This is a genomic window from Micromonospora polyrhachis (genome assembly GCF_014203835.1).
Lineage (GTDB): Bacteria > Actinomycetota > Actinomycetes > Mycobacteriales > Micromonosporaceae > Micromonospora_H > Micromonospora_H polyrhachis.
Genome location: NZ_JACHJW010000001.1, coordinates 1,130,190 through 1,148,831, shown reverse-complemented (window position 1 = coordinate 1,148,831; position 18,642 = coordinate 1,130,190). Strand labels below are relative to the sequence as shown.

Here is an 18,642-nt window from a genome sequence, read left to right as displayed (position 1 = left end):
GTGGCTGCTCCTCAACTAGTCTGCCGGTCCGGAGTGTTTGTTCAGGCCTTGGCTGCGCAGGAGGTTGTCAAAGCACTTCAGCTTCACATCCTCGTCCTGGGTGCCGTGGATACTGTCCGGATCCAGCCGCAGGTCACAGTGCCGAACCCGGAGCGGCCACGTCTCCGGCCGGGCGATCTTGCGACCGGCGGTCCGCCCGACGTGGCTGGCGAGGTGTTCCCAGTGGTAGCGGATGCCCATGTCGCCGCTGAAGGTCTCCCGGTCCCAGGCACCGAACTGTCGTGCGACCGGCTCGAATCGGCCAGTGTCGTAGGCGATGAGCTGATCGATCACCCGGTTGACCGAGCGCACGCCGCTCTCGATCTCGGGGCCGAGGTCGATCAGCGGCGAGTCCCACTCATCGTGGTCGTCGACCTTGTTGATGAGGGTTACCGCCGGGTGCCGTTCGAATATCCCAGCCATCGCGTCCAACACGTCGAACGATTCGTCGGTCTTCCAGATGAAAGAGTCGTCGGTGAACGAGACCAGATACGGTCTGGTGGTCGTGAAGTTGTTGGCGTGGAAGTTGTTCGACCCGAGTCCGGGATAGGACAGCCGGTTGGTTCTGCGGAACCGCAACTCGTCCACGCCGAACTCGGCCAGCCTCGGCAACAACCGGGCGACCGTCTCGTCGGGGGAGCGGTCGGCGACCAGCAGGACCTCGAACTCGTGGCGGGTTGGTTGGGTGAGCGAGCGCAGCGCGAGTGGCAGCGTCCGTTCGAGCAACCGGTCGGTGTTGTGGAATGCGCAGGCCAGCGTGAACATAACCAACGCTCATACCTCCGTTCATCGTTTGCTGTCGGCTGACTACGTCAGCACGGTCAGTGCGGCGGCTAACTTGTCGCTGTCGTGGACGTCGCTGTCGGGCCGCGCCAGAGCGGCCTCGACGACGTCGATCGTGACGTTTCCCATCGGCAGGACGCAGTCGCGGTTGACCAGTACGACATCGGGTTCGACACCGTGCGTGATCAGTGCGGCTACGTGCTCGGCCACGTCGTAGCCGCGAGTTTCCGCGTCTTCGGGCTCCAGATTGCAGACGTAGACCATCCGGGCCGTGGTCGCGGCCAGGGCGCTCTGGATGTCCTTCACCAGCGCCGCCGCCAGGACCGAGGTGTAAAGGGATCCGGGCCCCAGCACGATCTGGTCGGCCCCCAGGATCGCCGCGACGGCACTCTCCGGTGCCCTGACGTCCTTCGGGTAAAGTGCCACCCGCTCGATCCCCGCCGTCTTCGATACGGCGTACTGCCCGACGACCTCGGTGCCGTCGACGGTTGTCGCGTGCAGGTCGACCAGGTCGACCGTGGACGGCAACGCCTGGGCGACGGCCGGATCGATGCCGAGCAGCCGGCTGGTCTCCTCGATGGCCCCGAGGAAGTCGCCACAGACCGCGGTCAGGCCGGCGAGCAGCAGGTTGCCCAGCGCGTGCCCGTCGATGTCGGTACCGTCAAAGCGGTACTCGAACGCTCGGCCGACCGGATCGTCCTCACGCCCGGCCATCGCGACCAGGCATCGCCGCAGGTCGCCGGGGGCCGCGATCCCCATCGAACCGCGCAGCCGCCCGCTCGATCCGCTGTCGTCGGCGGTAGACACCACCATGGTGACGTGACCCGCGTACATCCGTGCCGCCCGCACCGCCGCGGTGAGTCCGCGGCCACCGCCGATGACGACGACTCGCGGTCGTTCGTTCGCAACTCCAGGATTGGTCACTCCTACACCTCCTCGGTGAACGCTCGGCACTCGGGAACGGTCGGCACTCGCGGAACGGTCGGCGGAACGGTCGGCACTCGCGGAACGGTCGGTCGGCCTGCGACAGCTGCGGTCGGCACCGATCAGCCGTGGCCGGCACCGATCAGTTGGGCGTGCCCGAGAGGTCGGCGGCCACGAACCGGTCGATGCGTCCGATGGGCTCCGTCGGACGCCAGCTCAGCCCGGGAATGGCGGAGTTGGGCAACTCGCCGTCCTCGGTCAGGACGGACGCCGCCGGATGGGCCATGTGCAGAAGCCAGTCCTGATAGGTGTCGAAGCTGCTGTTGATGTCCATCCGGTAGGCGAAGTCGTTGTCCTCGCCGCCCCACCCTTCATAGCGCTCGTCCATCCCACCGATCCGGCGGAACGTGCTGATCCGCGCCCAGACGCAGCAGCCCGGTGGGCGGCGTAGCATGAAGCCACGCAACGTCTCGGGGTCGGCCTGCCCGGCGCCGTGCACCAGCCGCTGGCGGATCGCGATCGATGTGGCGACATCGCTGAGGCAGAACATGTTCCGGTAGGTCAGATGACCCCCGGTGCCCGGGTTCTGGAAGCGGGCCGCGTTGCGCGCGATGAACTCGCGGTCGGCCAGCACGTCGCCGTCGAGGATGCAGACCACCTTGGTCGGGCCCGCGGCGTTCATCACGCCCACGTTGACCGCCCAGGACTTGTTGAAGATCCCCGACTTCGGGGCGAAGACGTACTCGTCTACGAGGGGCTCGATGAGGTCCCGGTATCGGGGCACGTCGTCCGACTCGACCACCACGACCCGGTAGCGGTCCCGAGGGTAGGACTGATCGCGCAGCGTGAGCAGACAGGCCAGCAGGTTCCGCAGGCGAACTTCGCCGGTGTCGCGATCCTGGAACGGGATGACGATGAGAACGTCCGCCTCCGGACCGCTCGCCGGCGGGGCCACCGGTGACAAACTACGCAGGTCATCGGCGGTTACCTGCGGCGCGCCGTCGTCGACGTAGCGCGAGCCGAGGTGGTGACCCAGTCGGTTGACGCACTCCGCCTCCCAGGCCGCCTCGAAGACCTCCGTCATCGTGGGGTCTTCGCTCCTGGCCAGGAGCGCCTGCTTGAACGCGTGGTAGCGCGCCGGGTCGGCCGGAGCGTCCAGCAGTCGCTCACCGAGCGACCGGACCTCCTCGTCCTTGTTCGCCTTGACCCTGTCGACGGCTGCTTCCACCCATGGGCGGGCCTTTTCCCAGAGGAACAGGCAGGACCGGGCGCATTCCGGGTCCGCCGCGACAACCAGGATGTCGGCGACGGCGGTCGCTAGGACCTCGGGATCCGAGGGTCGTACACCGAGCATGGTGTTTCCTTTCTGGACGGAACGTGGTGCGAGGAGAGGCGTGATCGCCGCCAGGTGCCGACGACCGGCCGGACGGTGGTCATCGGGCCCGTGCCGGGTCCGGGTCCCGGTTGCCTGCCCGCGCTTGCTCGAAGCCCTGGGTGAGCCAGATACCCGCCCACACCTCGGGTGCCGACGGCAGCACCAGCTCGACCAGGCTGGGGCCGTCAACAGCCGCCGCCTTGCCCAGCGCCTCGGAGAGCCGCCGGAGGCCGGCGTCGACCTCCTCGGCTGGGCCACCGATCGGAACGGCGACCTCTTCGGTGTGGACGCCGATCGCCTGGGCGACCGCGTGGTAGCGCAGGCCCTGCACGTTCGACAGGTACGTCCGCGAAAGATCACCGTACGACGCGACTCCCTGCTTCTTCAGCGACACGGACTCACCGTTGTTACATACGATGTACAAGATCCGGGCTCGTTCCTGTACCGCCGCGACGAGACCCTGGAAGGAGTTCGTGAAGGCCTGGTCGCCGAGGGTGCACATCACCCGGACCCCGTCGGTGGCGATGGCCAGCCCTGTCGCGTACGACAGCCCGCTGCCGACGAAGGCGCCGTGCCCGCCGAAGACCCGCAACCCGCTCGGCAGATCGTCGTAGTGCTCCGCGATCAGCCCGCCGAACATCTGACTGTCGTCGACGAGCGCCGGCCGCTCCCACCCGGCGAGGACATCGGCCAGGGCCCGCACCACCGCCCGTCGTCCATGTTGAACACTCGCCGATACCGGCTCCACGGTGGCCGGAGCTGGAGTTCGGGCATCCGGACCGAACCACGGAGCGCGGGTGGCGGCACGTCGCTCCTGGAACAGTTCTGTCGCATCGCGTAACACCCGGGCCGGGTCGCCGACCACAAGCAGGTCCTTTTCTTGCAGGTACTCGTTCTTCAGCACCTTGCCGGGGTCGGTGTTGACGGCGATCTTGCGGCACTCGGGCAGTGCGCCCACGACCCGCTCGTAGATGTTGCGGTCCTCCACCGTCACCACCAGATCGCACTGGTCGAGCAGGTCCCGGTGGGCCGGGTGGAACGGATCGAGCCAGCCGACGAAGTTGCGCACCTCGTCCTGCCTGAGCCGTTCGAAGAGCATCGGGCCGCGGCGGTACCGTACCTGGAGCACGGGGGCTCCAAGGTCCGTGCTGATCTGGTCGAGCGCGGGTCGGATCCCGGTGTGGCGCAGGGCGTAGTCGTCGACGATGAACAGCGGACGTTCGGCCCTCATCATCTCCTCGACGGCATCCTTGAGGTCGGCCCTCATCATCTCCTCGACGGCATCCTTGAGGTCGGACCGATCGACGGTGGGCGGCGGCTCGGCCGTGGCCGGGGACACCAGTGCGTCGAGGGGCAGCCATCGCTGCTCCGCGGCGTCCTGCGGGATGCCGAACACCGCCGGTCGGTACGGTGCCCGGGCGGAGAAGGCGAGGGCCTGGCGGAACTGGTGGACGAAGTGCCGTGCCTCCCGACCGCACCCCTCCGGATCGGCGGGGACCGGTCCGGCCTGCCAGTGCCAGTCGACCAGACCGCTCAACCCGGCCAGCAGGCCCGATTCGCCGTGCGGGGGAAGGAAGCGGGCCGAGCCGGTGGAGGGCAGCCCGACGATGTAGAGGGTGCCGACCTCGCTGCGCCGAGCGTCGGCCACGGCGCCCATGGCGTTGGTCAGGCCACGGGCTCCGTGCAGCACGGCCACGCCCCGGTTTGGCTCCAGCAGCGAGGCACCGGCCGCCATGAATGCGGACTCCTTGTCACCTCGGCCGTTGCTGAGCTGAAGCCCGTCGACCCGGTCGATGGCGTCGCCGAGGGCAAGTTCCGAGGTGCCGGCGTAGATGAAGATCCTGGCCACGCCGGCCGCGGCGAGCAGGCCGGCCACGACCTCAGCTCCGGTCAACCGCGTTCGCCAGCCGAGGATCTGACTCACCACGTTCCTGGCAACGGCGCCGGCGGCCTCCTCGTGGTCGACCCGCCCCAGCAGCGCCTCGCCGAGAAGGTGCTCGCTGTGTGTCCGCCCACCGGCGAGCAGTAGCGCACAGCGGAGGGTGTCCGGGCTTCCGTCAGGGTGCTGGAAGCAGCGCAGGACGCTTCTGGCGTCGACGGGGCCGGACGTGGCGAGTGTGTCGGCCACGAACGAAAGTGACTGCGTCTTCATGGGCTACGCCTTTTCCGATCGGGGTGTTGACTGGCCGTCAGGCTGCGGAAGCATGGGACGTCTTCGTGTGTCGACGGCGTCAGGGATTTCGCACGACCTCGACTGGAACTCGGGGGCGGTGCGTCCTTCCGCTCGTATGTCCGTATTGCCGTCACGCATGGGTGGTCGTTGTGTCCCGTCAGTCCTTCATCGTCAGTAGCGCCCGCTGGACGCGATGATCGGAAAGGCCTTCGGGGTCGAGGAACTCGTAGCGATGGACATTGACGTCCGACGTGGTGCGTAGCCAGTCGATCCGCCAGTAACTGCGTTTTCCCACTTCCCACGTGGTGGGATAGAGCGACGAAAGCGCCCGACTGTGGTCGACCAGCCGGTCGGGCAGCATCTGGAGCATCCCCATCGACGACGAGGTGTTCAGGTCGCCGGCGAGCACGATCGGGTTCGGGTTGTCCTTGACGTCCGCCCGGATCGACTCGACGCTCGCGCGGCGCATGGAGAAGTTGAAGCGATCGACCTGGAAGACGCTCTGCCCCGGCTCGCCCTTCATCATCAGCATCCGGCGTGGTGGTTGGAACAGATGCGCGTTGTAGAAGGAGACGACCCGGTGCCCTACGCGGATGTCGGTGCGCAGCACCTGAGAGGTGTAGAACAGGGGATGCCCGTCGAACGCGGGCGGGAGTGGCTTCAGGTCGTCCGGCAGCCAGGGAGTCGAGTAGAGCGGTTGGTGCCCGACGACCGGGAGTTTGGACAGCGTGACGTTCCTGCCTTCGAGCACGATCTCGTAGCCGGGGAAGTTCTGGCGTAGCTCCGTCATCTGGTCGATGACCAACGCCTGCGCGAAGACGTCCGGCAGGGTGAAGTCGGCGTGGGCATACTCGTGGAGCAGGTAGATGTCCGCGTCCAGCCCGTGGAGGAATCGGTAGAAGTCGGCGGTGTCGCGGCCACTCTCCCTGACGTCCTGGTCCCAGTACTCGGTGTTCCAGGTGACCAGCTTGACCGCACCGGGCGGCGCTGGCGACGGGGCGTAGAAGACGGTGCCGAAGTTGATCCCGCTCAGCCCCAGGCCCAGCACCAGGGCGGCCACCGGCAGCAGGGAGAGCCGCCAGCGCACCCGTCGGGCGAGTTGGGCCACCGGCAGCAGCACCAGCGGGACCGCCGCGAACACGAACGGCGGCAGCAGGTCGAACGGACCCCACCAGTAGAACCGCCCGCTGAGCGCGAGATGCAGGACGACGAACACCAGCCAGAACGTGCAGAGAAGCGCCGCCAGGCGGGACCACCACTGCCGCCGATGCCGGTCTCGGGCCGGAAGACCTACGGCTCCGTCGGAAGGGCTGGGCGGGTACTCCGGTTCGGTCATGACACCGACTCTGCGCACGCCTGCTGCCATTACGACACCCCCACGTCAGGGCCTTGCCATTGACAGGAAGGCTACGGCGCAGCACCTTGTTTGAATCTTGGCGGAGGCGCGAGAGGCTCGGTCGACCGCAGTCAGAGCTTTATACTTTTCGGTATGAAAACGCCTCAGCGTAAGATCGGGTCAGGCTTCGATGCCGGGAACACCGCGGACGACGTTCTGAACGGGATCGATCTGACGGGAAAGCTCGCTATCGTCACGGGTGGCTATTCGGGCCTCGGGCTGGAGACGACTCGCGCACTCGCCCGCGCTGGGGCACGCGTCGTCGTGCCAGCTCGGCGACCGGCGGCGGCTCAGCAGGCGGTTGGCGGCATCAACGGCATCGAGATCGACGAGCTCGACCTGGCCGATCTGGAGAGCGTCACCGGGTTCGCGAAGCGGTTCCTCGCATCGGACCGGCCAGTCGACATTATGATCAACAATGCCGGGATCATGGCCTGCCCCGAGACCCGCGTCGGTCCGGGCTGGGAGGCGCAGTTCGCAACCAACCACCTCGGCCACTACGCGCTGGTCAACCGACTCTGGCCGGCGATCGCCGGCAACGGTGGGGCGCGCGTCGTCGTCCTGTCGACAGGCCTCGACGAGTCCGCGCAGATCCAGTGGGACGACGTGCACTTCAAGCAGGGCTATTCCAAGTGGCCGGCGTACATCCAGTCGAAGAAGGCAAACGCGCTCTTCGCCGCGCGACTCGACGTACTCGGGCGGGACGTGGGGGTGCGCGCCTTCTCGGTGAACCCCGGATACATCCTCACTCCGCTCCAGCGCCATCTTCCGAAGGAGGAGATGATCGCGGCCGGCTGGATCGACGAGGACGGCAACGCCGCGATGCCGATCTTCAAGGCACCCGCACAAGGGGCGGCGACCCAGGTGTGGGCCGCAACCTCACCCGCGCTGGCCGGCATGGGTGGCGTCTACTGTGTGGACTGTGACATCGCTGAGGCTTCGGTGAGCTCCGACGAGGAGGCTGAACGCCTCTGGACGCTCTCGGCGGAGCTCACCGGAATCGACGCGTTCGGTCCGGACCACTGATCAGACGCGTTCGGTCCGGACCACTGATCAGGGGCCGGAGTGTAGGCGTTCAGAAGAAGGCCTTGGCCAGGGCGAGTGCCCCCTGACGCCAAGGGTCGTCGCTGGTCCGTCCGGTCGGTCGATCGGCGGACCGGTGCGCGAGCTGGCCGGCAGAGGTGTCCCGGTGCGCGCGCCACCAGTGGTAGGCCGCGAGGATCGCCTCCCGGTTGGAGTAGCGTGGCTGGAACCCCAGCCGGTTGCGGGCGTGCTCGATGCTGACGTACGAGTCGGCGATGAGTTTGTAGGCGAGCCGGCGGTAGATTGGCGACAGTCGCAGCGTGGACAGCACGTTGAGGACGGCGGCGGCCGACCGGGCCGGGATCGGCACCACCCGCTTGCCATGACCTGCCGCGTCGAGCACGGCCTGGAAATCGTCCCGCAGCGGGCCGAAGTCGGCGGCCGCGATGTTGTACGTGTCGTTGGCGACGTCGTCGGGCGCCTCGACCACGGCCAGGACGGCAGCCACCACGTCCTCCGTGGCGCACATCTGGGTCAGTGCCCGGCCGCCACCGAGTAGGGGAAAGCCGCGCCCCTCGTCGGCCCATTCGAACAGCATCGCGAAGAGTCCCATCCGGCCCGGGCCGAGGAAGGTCTTCGGCCGCAGGATGGGGATGCTTATTCCCTCCTCGCGCAGCCGTTCGCACATCTGTTCCGCCTCGACCTTGCAGACGCCGTATGGATCCACCGGATGACGGGGGTACGTCTCGGGAGTTGGCACCACCGTGGGCAGACCGTAGACCGAGGTCGTCGAGATGTAGACGACCCGGGGCACCTTGGCACTCTTCGCCACGTCGAGCACGGACCGGGTGCCGTCGACGATCACCTCGCGGATCGTGGACGCCGGGTAACTCGGCAGCCCGGACGCACAGTGGACAACTACATCGACGCCGTCGGTCAGAGAACGCATCTGGTCGCGATCGCGGATGTCACCGACCGTATGCCGTACCCCGGGCGGAGCGACCGGCCAGGACCGGATGTCGACCGTGGACACCTGATCGCCCCGCTCGGCGAGGGTGGTGGCCAGCGCCTTGCCCAGCACGCCCACCCCACCGGTCACCAGGACGCGCCGTGTCACGCCGTCATCTCCGTCCCGTAGAGCCGACGAACCCAGCTGGGGAAGAGCAGCCCCTGCACGATACCGAGGCCGGCGGCCAGCGCCGAGGTGAACATCACCATCAGGTGCAACACGGTGAACTGAAGTCCGAATAAAACTCCGTGATGACGGTACGCGTAGAGGTAGGTCCGGGCGTCCAACACGATGCCGATTCCGAGCAGCGCCGCCGTGCCGAGCAGGGCCCACGGGCCAAGCCACGGCACCAGCAGCAGGCTCAGCACGGCGGCGAAGACGAACCCGCTACCGATCGCGCGCAGTCCGGTGGCGGCTCCGCCGGGCAGCCGATTCAGCCGCATCCAGTTGGGCGCACCGAGCCGGGTCCGCTGGAAGACCTTGCGCAGCAGGACGCCGACGGTGGCGTCGTGGTCGTGCCGGCCCCGGATCTCTCGGGTGGCCCGGACCTCGTACCGGGTGTTGAGCCGGAAGCCGTACTCCTGCTCCTCGGTCCAACGCAGCCGGTGGTTGAACGGGCCGATTTCGCGGAATACCTCCACCCGCATCGCGCACAACGCGGAGTGCAGGCCCGGGATGCGGCCCTCGACCTCGCCGAACCAGACGTATTGTTGGATCGCCCGGTACTGCTTGATCAGCCCGGCCGGGAACAGCGGCTCGGCCCGGTACATGCCGCAGATGGCCCCGAGCCTGGGATCGGCGTTCAGCGCCGCCACCGCGTTGGCGACGGCGTCGGGGTCCAAGGCGACGTCGGAGTCGAGGAAGAACAGGATCTGGCCGTTGGCGTGCTCGGCGCCGAGGTTGCGGGCGATGGAGACACCGCTGTTCGTCGGGGTCTCCAACACGGTGACCCCGTGTCGGCGGGCGATAGATACCGAGTCGTCGGTGCTGTGGTCGTCCGCTACGAGAATCTCGATCGAGGGGTAGGTCTGCTGCTGCACCGCCTCGATGCATGCGGAGAGCGTCCGAGCGTAGTTGTAGTTCGGAATGATCACTGAGACCAGTGGCTGCTCATTCATGTGTTCTCCCATAGGTCACCGCCGCTCGCGCAACGAGATGAACAACGCCTCGTATGCATCCAGACATGCCGCCAGCGAAAACTGCTCGCGTGCCTCTTTCGCCTTGATGTCTCGCCACTTCTGGGTGGTGTCCGCCAGCTCCAGGATGGCCTTTTCCAGCGCCACCGGATCGCGCGGCGGTATCACCCGCCCGAATCCCGTGGCGGTCACCGGGTAGCGGCCCCCGGGAAGGTCGGTGGTGACCGACGGAATGCCGCACATCATCGCCTCCGCCTGCACGATGCCGAACGATTCGGCCACCGAGGGCAGCGCGAAGACGTCGATGGACGCGTAGAAGTCGTCCACCTCCTTGCCGCGCAGCTCCCCGAGAACCCGGATCCGGCTGTCGCCGGCGATCTCGGCCTGGATGTCGGCGAGGTTGCTTCCGCCGGCGACCGCGTGGTAGTTACCCGCGATCAGCAATCGGGCATCCGGGTCCGTGATCCGCTGGAAGGCCCGGACCAGATACTGGATGCCCTTCTCCTCCACGACCCGGCCCAGGAAACCGACGTGCAGGGCTCTGGTCTCCCGGTAGCGGGGCTGGCCGTCGCGCCGATCGAGGCACGGCGCGGCGATTGGCGTGAAGCGGCGTCTCTGCATGTCTGGCCAGAGCTGCGAGGCGAGTGCCTGGTCCTGGCTGTAGGCCACCACGGCGGCGGAGCGCCGGATCGCTACCCGCGAGGTGAAGTCCGACAGACGCATGAGTGTCCGGCTGAGCCGGCTCGGCGGCAGGTACAGGTCGATGTGCACCATGCTCACCACCGGCGTACGGCCGCACGCCGCCGAGACCAGGGCCGCCTCCGCCATCGGCAGGTTGAGGAGCATGACCGAGGAGTTGCGCGCCAGCCGGACGGCGAGCGCCGGATAGCGCGGTGCGACGAAGCCACGGTTGACCCGCATCAGCACCGGGGACCGGTAGACGTCGACCCCCGCGATGGTCTCCCGGGTGGGCAGATCGGGCTCGTGCTGGGCTGCGACCACCGCCACCCGCCAACCCCGCTCCACCATGCCCTCGGCGATGCTGCGGGCAGTGTGGGTCAACCCACTGATGTACGGCTCGTAGTAGGTGAGCGCGACGGTGAGATCGTATTTGCTGTCCATCGGCCTAGTCGCAATCTCTCGACGGCAATGACTTCTCCGGGTTCCGTTCGTGAGGCAGGGGCTGTGTGTCGATGACGTCAGGCGTCGGTACTACGCCGCCAGATGGGCGGCGAGCATGAATCCGCCGGACACCGCGACCAGCAACAGCGCATTGATGACGAGCGCCGGGTCCCGCAGGAGCATGCGGACCGGATTTTCCCCGCCATCGTGGACCAGGACCATTTGTAGGTAGCGGAACATCCCGAACATCGCCAGCGGTGCGGTAAGCACCGCGGTCGCGAGCGCGTAGTTGCCCAGCGGTGCCTCGGTCCGCAGGTAGAGCAGGTACGAGCCGACGGAGAGGACGGCGTTGAGCAGCATGAGCTGATCAGTGAGCGGGATCGTGTAGCCGCGCAGCGCCGGCCGGTGCGCACCGTCGGTGGTGACCAGTTCCTGGCGCCGCTTGCCCAGGATGAGCAGCAGGCACAGCAGGAACACGCTGGTCAGCAGCCAGCCGGACACCTCGGTGTCGACCGCGACATAGCCCTGCATCATGCGCAGTCCGAAGCCGAAGGCGACCACGAACACGTCGACCAGCGGCACGTGCTTGAGCGCGGCCGAGTAACACGTGGTCAACACCAGGTAGGCACCGATCGGCCACGAGGACGACAGCGGCTGGAGACTGAGTAGTCCGACCAGCAGCCCGAACTGGACCGTCAGCAACAACAGCACCTCAGGGATCGAGACGAGGCCTGAGGCGATCGCGCGGTACCGCTTGGTGGGGTGGGTCCGGTCCCGGTTGCGGTCGGCGAGGTCGTTGACCACGTACACGATGGATGATGCGACGGTGAACGCGGCCACCGCCCAGGCCACGCGCCAGAGGGCGGCCAGGCTCCAGATCTCGAGGTCGAGGAGCGGCAACGAGACCGCCAGGACATTCTTCGGCCACTGCCCAGGGCGCAGCAGGGAGATCAGGCCCCGGCCGACGTTCCGGATGGCTCTTACCGACCGCTCCTCGACGGTCGCTATCGGCCCGAACGTCTTTTCAGGTTTGTCGACCACTGTCGGCTCCGGTATCACGGTCACCCTCCGTCCGGGCTGCCATGCGACCCGTTACGAGGCGCACGGGACGGACATTAGCCGCCTGACCGCGGCACCCACCTTGACGATGTCTTGTCCGGATCTGGCTTTCTCCGTCGAGGCGACAATCGAAAACGCACCGCCTGTGGCAGCGGCGCATGTAGATTGCTGATGGCCTACGGTCTGGCCACGAGTTGCACCAAGCGACGTGGAACCGAACAAGGTGACATATGGGGGAACGGAATGACCGCCAACCGCGTGAAGATTGCCGAGTAACGCGATGCCAGGCGAGCGTCCGGCCCCGCGCCCACCGCTTGGACTGACTGAGACGGAGAACCTCATCCGGGCCAGCGAGCTGAGCCGGCTCGTGGCGGGCGGCCCCGCTCACCCCACCCACCTCCGCGTCGACCTTCTGCGCCTCGGTGGCCAGGTCGGGGAGGGCCGGCTCCGCGTCGACGCCGGCCATCGGGAGTGGCCCGCGCACGACTCGGCCGGCCGGCCCCGACTCCGCCTGTCCGGGATGTGCTTCTCCGGGTGAGCGTCGGCGGCGGCAGTGTGTTGCCGATCAATCCGATGGCGGGGGAAACGCTGTGAAGGGTCGGCCTGTTGGCGCACTGATCGCGTTGTCGATGTGCGCATTCGCCTTTGTCACGACCGAAACGCTGCCGATCGGCCTGCTGTTGCCGATTTCCGAGGACCTCGACGTGTCACCGTTCCAGGTCGGGCTGCTGGTCACCTCGTACGGCCTGGTTGTCGTGCTCGCGACGATCCCACTCACCCGGCTCACCGGCCGGATTCCCCGCCGTTTCCTGCTCGCCGGCCTGGTCACCGTATACGTGGTGTCGACCGGTGTCACTGCGGCCGCAAGCGGATACGGTGTCCTTCTGACCGCCCGGCTGGTCACCGCACTGAGTCAGGCGCTGTTCTGGGCGCTGGCCATCCCCACCGCCAGCGCTCTGTTTCCGACCCGGATCCGCGGTCGCGTGATCAGCGTGGTGATGGCCGGCACCTCGCTGGCCGCAGTGCTGGGCGTGCCGACCGGAACCTGGCTGGGGGAGCAGGTCGGATGGCGGACGCCGTTTCTTGTCCTGAGCGGGATCGGGCTCGTCGCCGCACTGGCCATCGTCGCGCTGGTGCCGACCGAAGCACCCGACGAGGCGTCATCGGCCCGTGGCAGCGCGCCCGATGCTCGCCGGTACCGGCTGCTCCTCGTGCTGTCCGCCCTTGCCGTTACCGGAGCGTTCGCGTCGTTCACCTATGTCACGTCCTTTCTGGTCACGGTCAGCGGTTTCGCCGCCGCGGCGACCGGTGCGCTGCTGCTCGCCCGTGGCGTGGCCGGTATCGGTGGTGTGTTTGCTGGCGGTGTACTGGTCGACCGCGATCCCTGGGTGGCGACGCTGGCCCCGGTGCTGCTGCAGGCTGTCGCGTTGCTCGGGCTCTTCACGCTCGGAACCGTCCCCGTGGCGGCGGTCGTCTTGGTCGCATTGGCCGGTACGGCGTTTTCCGCCCTGACCACCGTGTTGGGCAGCCGCATCCTGCAGGTGGCGCCCGGCAGGACCGACCTCGCCGCCGCCGGAATCTCGACCTCCATCAATGTTGGAATCACCGTCGGCGCACTGGCCGGCGGCCTGCTGCTGCCCATCTGAGGAGTCCGGAGCACCGCGCTCGTCGGCGGTGCGCTCAGTCTGGCCGCCCTCGCCGCGGTGATGATCGAGCCGAGGTTGGGTGGCCCCGGATCGGATGCCGGGCGCCGGGGTCGGTCGGCCCCGGAACAGGGGCCTGCCGACGGCCAGACCGGACACCTCGCCACCCGTGGACACCTCGGGTGACCTCCGGCCCTGCGGCACAGGTGAGTCCTCGCGTCCTGGCCCGCCGATCGTATCGGGGCCGTCCCGACCCGCCCCGTTCACGAGACGTCGCCCGTACCGCCCTGCCACCCCGACCGGTAACTCGATCCGCTTCACCGATTCGACTCCTCAACTCGGCCTCGCCTGTGACGGCTGATGCTGGGAATCTGCCCGCCTACGACGTACGCCGTCTGGGCCAACCATCGCGGATCATGCTGTTCCGGCTGGTCCCGACACCCTCAGCCGAGATTCTTCCTCGTGCCGGCCCGCGAACCGCTCCCTGGCGTAGAGGCGCACCAACGCTCCCATCCGGTAGTTGCCCGGCGATGACGTCTCCAGGAGTTGGACGTCGACCAGACGCTCCAGCATCCGTTCCGCGTCCTCCTCGGAACGGGTCAGCACCCGGGCAGCCGCCGAGCGATCGAGTTCAGGCTCGGCTGAGGCGCCCAACAGCTTGAACGCCTCAGCGATGGCGCGTTCGGTCAGGTCGGTGCTACGTGACAGCCGCTGATACGAGACACCGATGCTGGCCCGCAGCCCCATGCCGTCCAGCTCCAGGTTGTCCAGCCTGCGCCGCTCGTCCGCCAGGCGGTCACGCAACTCGGCCAGCGGCCAGCGGGGTCGGGCGACCAGCCTGGCGCCGGCGATCCGCAATGCCAGCGGCAGGTACTCGCACCACCGGGCGATCGCGGCCGCCGCCTCCGGCTCGGCTGCGATCCGGTCTGCGCCGACCCACTGGCAGAGCAGTGTCACGGCATCGTCGACGGAGAGCGCGCCTACCCACACCTGGCCGGCGTCTCCCAGGCCGGCGAGGGGCTGGAGGCTGGTAACCAGGGTCCCGCAACCGGTCGCGCTGGGCAGCAGCGGGTACACCTGGGCCGCGTCGGCGGCATTGTCCAGCACCAGCAGCAGCCGTCGACCGGCCATCAGCGACCGCAACAGTGCGGCGGCCTCGTCGACCTGGACCGGTTTGTACGGCGTTGCGACACCCCCCAGGGTGCGCAGGAGTCGGGCCAGCGCGTCGGCCGGACTCAGCGGCGACCCCCCCGAAGCGGAGCCCCGCAGGTCGAGGTAGACCTGACCGTCCGGGTACCGCGCGACTAGCCGGTGCGCGGCGTGAATGGCCAACGTGGACTTGCCGACCCCGGCCGCGCCGTAGATGTTCACGACCGGAGTGGATCCGCGGTGCCCGGTCGGCGTGAACGAGTCCAGCACCTGGGCCAGCTCGTGGGAACGGCCGACGAATCTCGACAGGTCGGCGGGGAGTTGCCGCGGTACGTCCCGGGGCGGCAGGACTAAGCGGCCCAAGGTGTTCGGGCCCGGTTCCTGGTCGAGTTCGCCCCGCAGCACAGCCAGGTGGGTACGGCGCAGCTCCGGCCCAGGCTCGGCGCCGATCTGCTCGACGATCTGGGCGCGCGCCTCGGCGTAGCACTGCAGCGCCTCCGAGACCCGCCCTACCGCGCACAGGGCACGCATCTGGAGCGCGACAAGCGGCTCCGCGAGCGGGTAGGCGCCCACGAGTTGGGCCAACCGGTCGGCGACCGCCTCCGCGTTCCCCCGCCGAAGCTCCTCGGCCCCCCAGGCTCCTGCCAGCCCGGTGAACTGGTACTCGATGCTCCGGCGAACCCGCAGCGCCCAGTCGCTGGTCAGCGTGGACAGTGGCGTTCCGCGCCACAGGTTCATCGCCTCGCGTAGCAGCTCGATGCGTTCGTCGCCGGACTGCGGTGCCGCCCGGCTCGACTCCACCAGTTCCTGGAAGCGATGCTGGTCGACCAGGCGTCGGTCGATGTTCAGTACGTAACCGTCGTCGTTGCGACGGAGGCTGACCGGCCCCTCTCGGTCGTCGTCGGCCTCGCTGAGCGCCCGCCGCAGCCGGGTCACGTGGGCGTAGAGCGAACTGCGAGACGCCTCCGGCGCGGTCAGACCCCAGAGCCGGTCTGCCAGCGTGTCGCTCGACACCGGTGTTCCGGCGTCCACCGCCAGGGCCGCCAACACCGCCCGCCGCTGCCGCGGACCCACGTCCAACGGTCGCCCGTTGACTTCCACCTCGACAGGACCCAGTAGTCGAATTCTCACCTGTATTCCCTCCCGTGAAGCAGTCCTGAGCGGCACGTCAACGGGCGACCGCCCCAGACCACCGGCGGCGGAACCGCGGATCGACGAGGTAACACAGGGCACCACTGAGGGCAGCGAGCGAGATGGTCAAGCTGTAGGTGTAGTTCAGCGCCATGCACGGAAACACCAGCCGCCAGCCCGCGTTCCTGCGCACGAAGCCCAGCCGGCGCAGGTCCGCGAGGATGAACCAGGCCAGGAAGGCCAGTGGCACGGCCAGGAGATAGAGCGAGAAGATCGCCAGTGGGATCGTCGCAGTGGCCAGGAAGACCGCCGCGACCTCCTGTGGCTGGTAGGTCGCCTCCTTCTCGAATCGCGAGCCGCGCCGTGTGAGGACCAGCGGCACCAACCGGACCGCTCGCTTGAAGCACTTCCTGATCACCGACGACACCTCGTCATCGTCGTCGTGGTATCCGACGACTTCGGTGGTCCGGACCATCGGGAAGCGCTCGGCGATGCGCAGGCTGTATTCGGTGTCCTCGTTGATCGGTCCCAGTCGCTCGTCGAACATGCCGACCTCGTCGACGACTCTCCGGCGGATCGCACCGCCAGCGAAGTGCCCGGTCCGGGCCGGCCCCAGCTTGCGGATCTGCCGGTAGTGCGCGTGGAGCACCTGGACTCGCTTCACCAAGCCGTCATCGACCAGCGGCCGGTCGGCGTAGACGCCCCACACCGCGCCGTAGGTCGGGTTCTCGTCAAGGATCCGCACCGCGTTCTCGACCGCGTCCGGAGCGAGCGCCACGTCGGCGTCGAGGAAGAACAAGACGCTACCGTGACTCGCCTCGATTCCACGGTTGCGGGCCGGGCCGGTCCCCACGTTGCGCGGCAGTCGGATCACCGTGCAGCCATACGCCCGTGCGATGTCGGCCGTCCCGTCGGTGCTCCCGTCATCCACCACGATCATCTCGATCGCGGGGTACGTCTGCGCCAGCACCGCCTCGATGCACAGCCCGATGGTCTTCGCAGTGTTGAGACTGGGCACAATCACCGACACCAGCGCTGGTCTGGACTCGTTCATGAACACTCCCCGTTGTATGCACATCGATCAGCGTGATTCAGTATGCATGGTCACGCTCCCATGTTCCACAGGCTTCTCGCATGAATCCCTTTGCATTCAACGCGGCGCAACGCTTTCGACTGCGCCACCTGGCAGGTGTCGTCAAGTCCTTCGATATGAACGGTTTTCACGCTCGGTGAGCGGCGTCCGAGTCGCTGCGGACGAGGCGGCAATCCCGTCGAGAGCTGCCAGGCCACGCACGTTTCCGTGATGTCTCCGACCCTGCGCACACGGAATTCCTCGTGGAGGCCAAAGACATGTTCGGTCGCCATGCGCCGCTCACCGGACCGCGACTCGACCGCGTCGTCAAGATTCCTCGAATAACGGAAAGCAGTTCAATATTGTGGCGACATTAACCAATATCGGTCAATCGTCGATGAAAAAACGATCATTCATTGTCCCGGTTTGACAGAGCCTGCTCCTCCCTCCGATTGCCGACCTCCGCACACCTTGGAACCACGGCTACCTCAGGCCGATGCACCGGCCGCCCCCGGAGCTGGATTTCACTCACCAGCAGAGCCACCCCAGCCGTGGAAAGCTCGCTGAGCGTGACCACCAATCGGCTCGCCACCACCACCACGCCGGCCACCGGCAGCGGCAGCGTCACGCCGAGCGCTGCCAGCAGGACCACCTCACGCACCCCGATGCCCTCCGGGGCGAACACGGCCAGCATCCCGGTGACCGCGCCGAGGCCGAACGCCCCGACGCAGAGCAGGAACGAGCGGGCCGGCGCGGCGCCCATCGCCACAGCGAGCACCCAGAGATGGAGCCCGCCAAGCAGCCATGCCAGCAACTGCAGGAGCACAGCCAGACGGACTCCTCGGCCGGAGACGTCCGCCGTCGGCGACGGTCGGCGCAGCACCCGGGCCGCCATGGCCGCCGCCCGGCCAACCAGGTCCGGGCGGACCAGAACAGCCACGATCGGCACCGCCGCCAGCGCCAGCCAACCGGCCGAAGCCCCGAAGACATCCGGCCCGGCGGCCAGCCCAACCGTCGTACCGGTGAGCATGACCACAACCAGCGACAGGAGCCAGGCGTAGGTCATCCGGCCCGCCGACACCCCGGTCGCCTTGCCCATCCTGATGGCGACGATGAGTCCGAGCACTTTGCCCGGGACAAACTTGGCGAACTGGCCGACAAAGAAGATCCGCGTCGCCGCCACCGGGCTCAGCCGCTCGCCGATTCCCGACATCATCTCCCGCCAGGACACCATGGTCAGCACCACCGACGCGGCGTTGAGCAGGAAGGCGATCCCGACGAGCAACGCGAAGGAGACCGGGGGACGATCGCCGACCGCCGACGGCAGCACCGACCAGTCCTGGCCGCGCAGCGCCAGCGCCACGGCGGCTGCGACCACCATCAGGAACAGAACCATCAGCGACCGGTGGGCGGTGGCGCGCCAGCCACGCCGGCCGGGCGGTGCGTTCGACGCCGCCGGCCCGGCATCGGTGTCCGAACCGTCCCCTGCTTCCCGCACCAACACGCGACCTCGACTCCATGTCGTCGATAGATCCCGGACGCTTGTCACGCTACTGCGGGGCAGCTTGTCGATTCCTTGATTCCGGAGTTGGACCCGCCGGACCGCGC

15 protein-coding genes are annotated in these 18,642 nt (G+C 67.9%); 3 read left to right on the top strand and 12 right to left on the bottom strand.

Annotated elements, in window-relative coordinates; all coding sequences use genetic code 11:
• Positions 1 to 15: 15 nt before the first annotated feature.
• The 5 genes from FHR38_RS04405 to FHR38_RS04385 all read right to left on the bottom strand — a co-directional run bounded on the left by FHR38_RS04405 (position 16) and on the right by FHR38_RS04385 (position 6,630).
• Positions 16 to 810, bottom strand: a complete 795-nt coding sequence (locus tag FHR38_RS04405) for a glycosyltransferase family protein (protein WP_184533004.1) — start codon at positions 808 to 810, stop codon at positions 16 to 18.
• 36 nt (positions 811 to 846) lie between these two features.
• The gene (locus FHR38_RS04400; RefSeq protein WP_184533002.1) at positions 847 to 1,746 is read right to left on the bottom strand and encodes a gluconeogenesis factor YvcK family protein; all 900 of its coding nucleotides are present in this window, start codon (positions 1,744 to 1,746) and stop codon (positions 847 to 849) included.
• 142 nt (positions 1,747 to 1,888) lie between these two features.
• Positions 1,889 to 3,100 carry a glycosyltransferase family 2 protein gene (locus tag FHR38_RS04395; RefSeq protein WP_184533001.1) on the bottom strand — a complete coding sequence of 404 codons (1,212 nt, stop codon included), beginning with the start codon at positions 3,098 to 3,100 and terminating at the stop codon, positions 1,889 to 1,891.
• Between the two features lie 79 nt (positions 3,101 to 3,179).
• Entirely contained in the window at positions 3,180 to 5,273 is a 2,094-nt protein-coding gene (locus tag FHR38_RS04390) for a thiamine pyrophosphate-binding protein (protein WP_184533000.1), read from the bottom strand.
• Between the two features lie 178 nt (positions 5,274 to 5,451).
• Entirely contained in the window at positions 5,452 to 6,630 is a 1,179-nt protein-coding gene (locus tag FHR38_RS04385; protein WP_184532999.1) for an exonuclease/endonuclease/phosphatase family protein, read from the bottom strand.
• 90 nt (positions 6,631 to 6,720) lie between these two features.
• Between FHR38_RS04385 and FHR38_RS04380 the strand changes: the two genes are divergently transcribed.
• Complete coding sequence (locus FHR38_RS04380; protein WP_246446299.1) at positions 6,721 to 7,716, top strand: SDR family NAD(P)-dependent oxidoreductase; 996 nt, start codon at positions 6,721 to 6,723, stop codon at positions 7,714 to 7,716.
• 49 nt (positions 7,717 to 7,765) lie between these two features.
• On the opposite strand, the gene FHR38_RS04375 is transcribed toward FHR38_RS04380, so the two are convergent.
• The 4 genes from FHR38_RS04375 to FHR38_RS04360 all read right to left on the bottom strand — a co-directional run bounded on the left by FHR38_RS04375 (position 7,766) and on the right by FHR38_RS04360 (position 12,021).
• Positions 7,766 to 8,830 (bottom strand): NAD-dependent epimerase/dehydratase family protein, encoded by a 1,065-nt coding sequence (locus FHR38_RS04375; protein WP_184532998.1) that lies wholly within the window; start codon positions 8,828 to 8,830, stop codon positions 7,766 to 7,768.
• Positions 8,827 to 9,840: a glycosyltransferase family 2 protein gene (locus tag FHR38_RS04370; protein ID WP_184532997.1), complete on the bottom strand. Its 1,014-nt coding sequence runs from the start codon at positions 9,838 to 9,840 to the stop codon at positions 8,827 to 8,829. Before FHR38_RS04370 ends, FHR38_RS04375 begins: the two co-directional genes overlap by 4 nt.
• A 15-nt stretch (positions 9,841 to 9,855) precedes the next feature.
• Positions 9,856 to 10,980: a glycosyltransferase family 4 protein gene (locus FHR38_RS04365; RefSeq protein WP_184532996.1), complete on the bottom strand. Its 1,125-nt coding sequence runs from the start codon at positions 10,978 to 10,980 to the stop codon at positions 9,856 to 9,858.
• Between the two features lie 90 nt (positions 10,981 to 11,070).
• Positions 11,071 to 12,021: a UbiA prenyltransferase family protein gene (locus tag FHR38_RS04360; protein WP_312881822.1), complete on the bottom strand. Its 951-nt coding sequence runs from the start codon at positions 12,019 to 12,021 to the stop codon at positions 11,071 to 11,073.
• Between the two features lie 298 nt (positions 12,022 to 12,319).
• Here FHR38_RS04360 and FHR38_RS04355 point away from each other — a divergent pair, with 298 nt between their 5' ends.
• Both FHR38_RS04355 and FHR38_RS04350 read left to right on the top strand, forming a co-directional pair.
• Positions 12,320 to 12,577: a hypothetical protein gene (locus tag FHR38_RS04355; RefSeq protein ID WP_184532994.1), complete on the top strand. Its 258-nt coding sequence runs from the start codon at positions 12,320 to 12,322 to the stop codon at positions 12,575 to 12,577.
• Between the two features lie 52 nt (positions 12,578 to 12,629).
• The gene (locus FHR38_RS04350; RefSeq protein ID WP_184532992.1) at positions 12,630 to 13,685 is read left to right on the top strand and encodes an MFS transporter; all 1,056 of its coding nucleotides are present in this window, start codon (positions 12,630 to 12,632) and stop codon (positions 13,683 to 13,685) included.
• 411 nt (positions 13,686 to 14,096) lie between these two features.
• On the opposite strand, the gene FHR38_RS04345 is transcribed toward FHR38_RS04350, so the two are convergent.
• The 3 genes from FHR38_RS04345 to FHR38_RS04335 all read right to left on the bottom strand — a co-directional run bounded on the left by FHR38_RS04345 (position 14,097) and on the right by FHR38_RS04335 (position 18,538).
• On the bottom strand, positions 14,097 to 15,962 hold the full coding sequence (locus FHR38_RS04345) for an AfsR/SARP family transcriptional regulator (RefSeq protein ID WP_184532990.1): 1,866 nt from the start codon (positions 15,960 to 15,962) through the stop codon (positions 14,097 to 14,099).
• A 37-nt stretch (positions 15,963 to 15,999) separates the two neighbouring features.
• The gene (locus FHR38_RS04340) at positions 16,000 to 17,016 is read right to left on the bottom strand and encodes a glycosyltransferase family 2 protein (protein ID WP_184532988.1); all 1,017 of its coding nucleotides are present in this window, start codon (positions 17,014 to 17,016) and stop codon (positions 16,000 to 16,002) included.
• A 427-nt stretch (positions 17,017 to 17,443) separates the two neighbouring features.
• On the bottom strand, positions 17,444 to 18,538 hold the full coding sequence (locus FHR38_RS04335) for a lysylphosphatidylglycerol synthase domain-containing protein (protein ID WP_184532986.1): 1,095 nt from the start codon (positions 18,536 to 18,538) through the stop codon (positions 17,444 to 17,446).
• Positions 18,539 to 18,642: the final 104 nt, after the last annotated feature.

Coding starts and splice junctions, on each gene's coding strand:
- FHR38_RS04395 (WP_184533001.1), bottom strand. CDS start 3,100: ATGCTCGGTGTACGACCCTCGGATCCCGAGGTCCTAGCGACCGCCGTC.
- FHR38_RS04390 (WP_184533000.1), bottom strand. CDS start 5,273: ATGAAGACGCAGTCACTTTCGTTCGTGGCCGACACACTCGCCACGTCC.
- FHR38_RS04385 (WP_184532999.1), bottom strand. CDS start 6,630: ATGACCGAACCGGAGTACCCGCCCAGCCCTTCCGACGGAGCCGTAGGT.
- FHR38_RS04370 (WP_184532997.1), bottom strand. CDS start 9,840: ATGAATGAGCAGCCACTGGTCTCAGTGATCATTCCGAACTACAACTAC.
- FHR38_RS04365 (WP_184532996.1), bottom strand. CDS start 10,980: ATGGACAGCAAATACGATCTCACCGTCGCGCTCACCTACTACGAGCCG.
- FHR38_RS04355 (WP_184532994.1), top strand. CDS start 12,320: ATGCCAGGCGAGCGTCCGGCCCCGCGCCCACCGCTTGGACTGACTGAG.
- FHR38_RS04340 (WP_184532988.1), bottom strand. CDS start 17,016: ATGAACGAGTCCAGACCAGCGCTGGTGTCGGTGATTGTGCCCAGTCTC.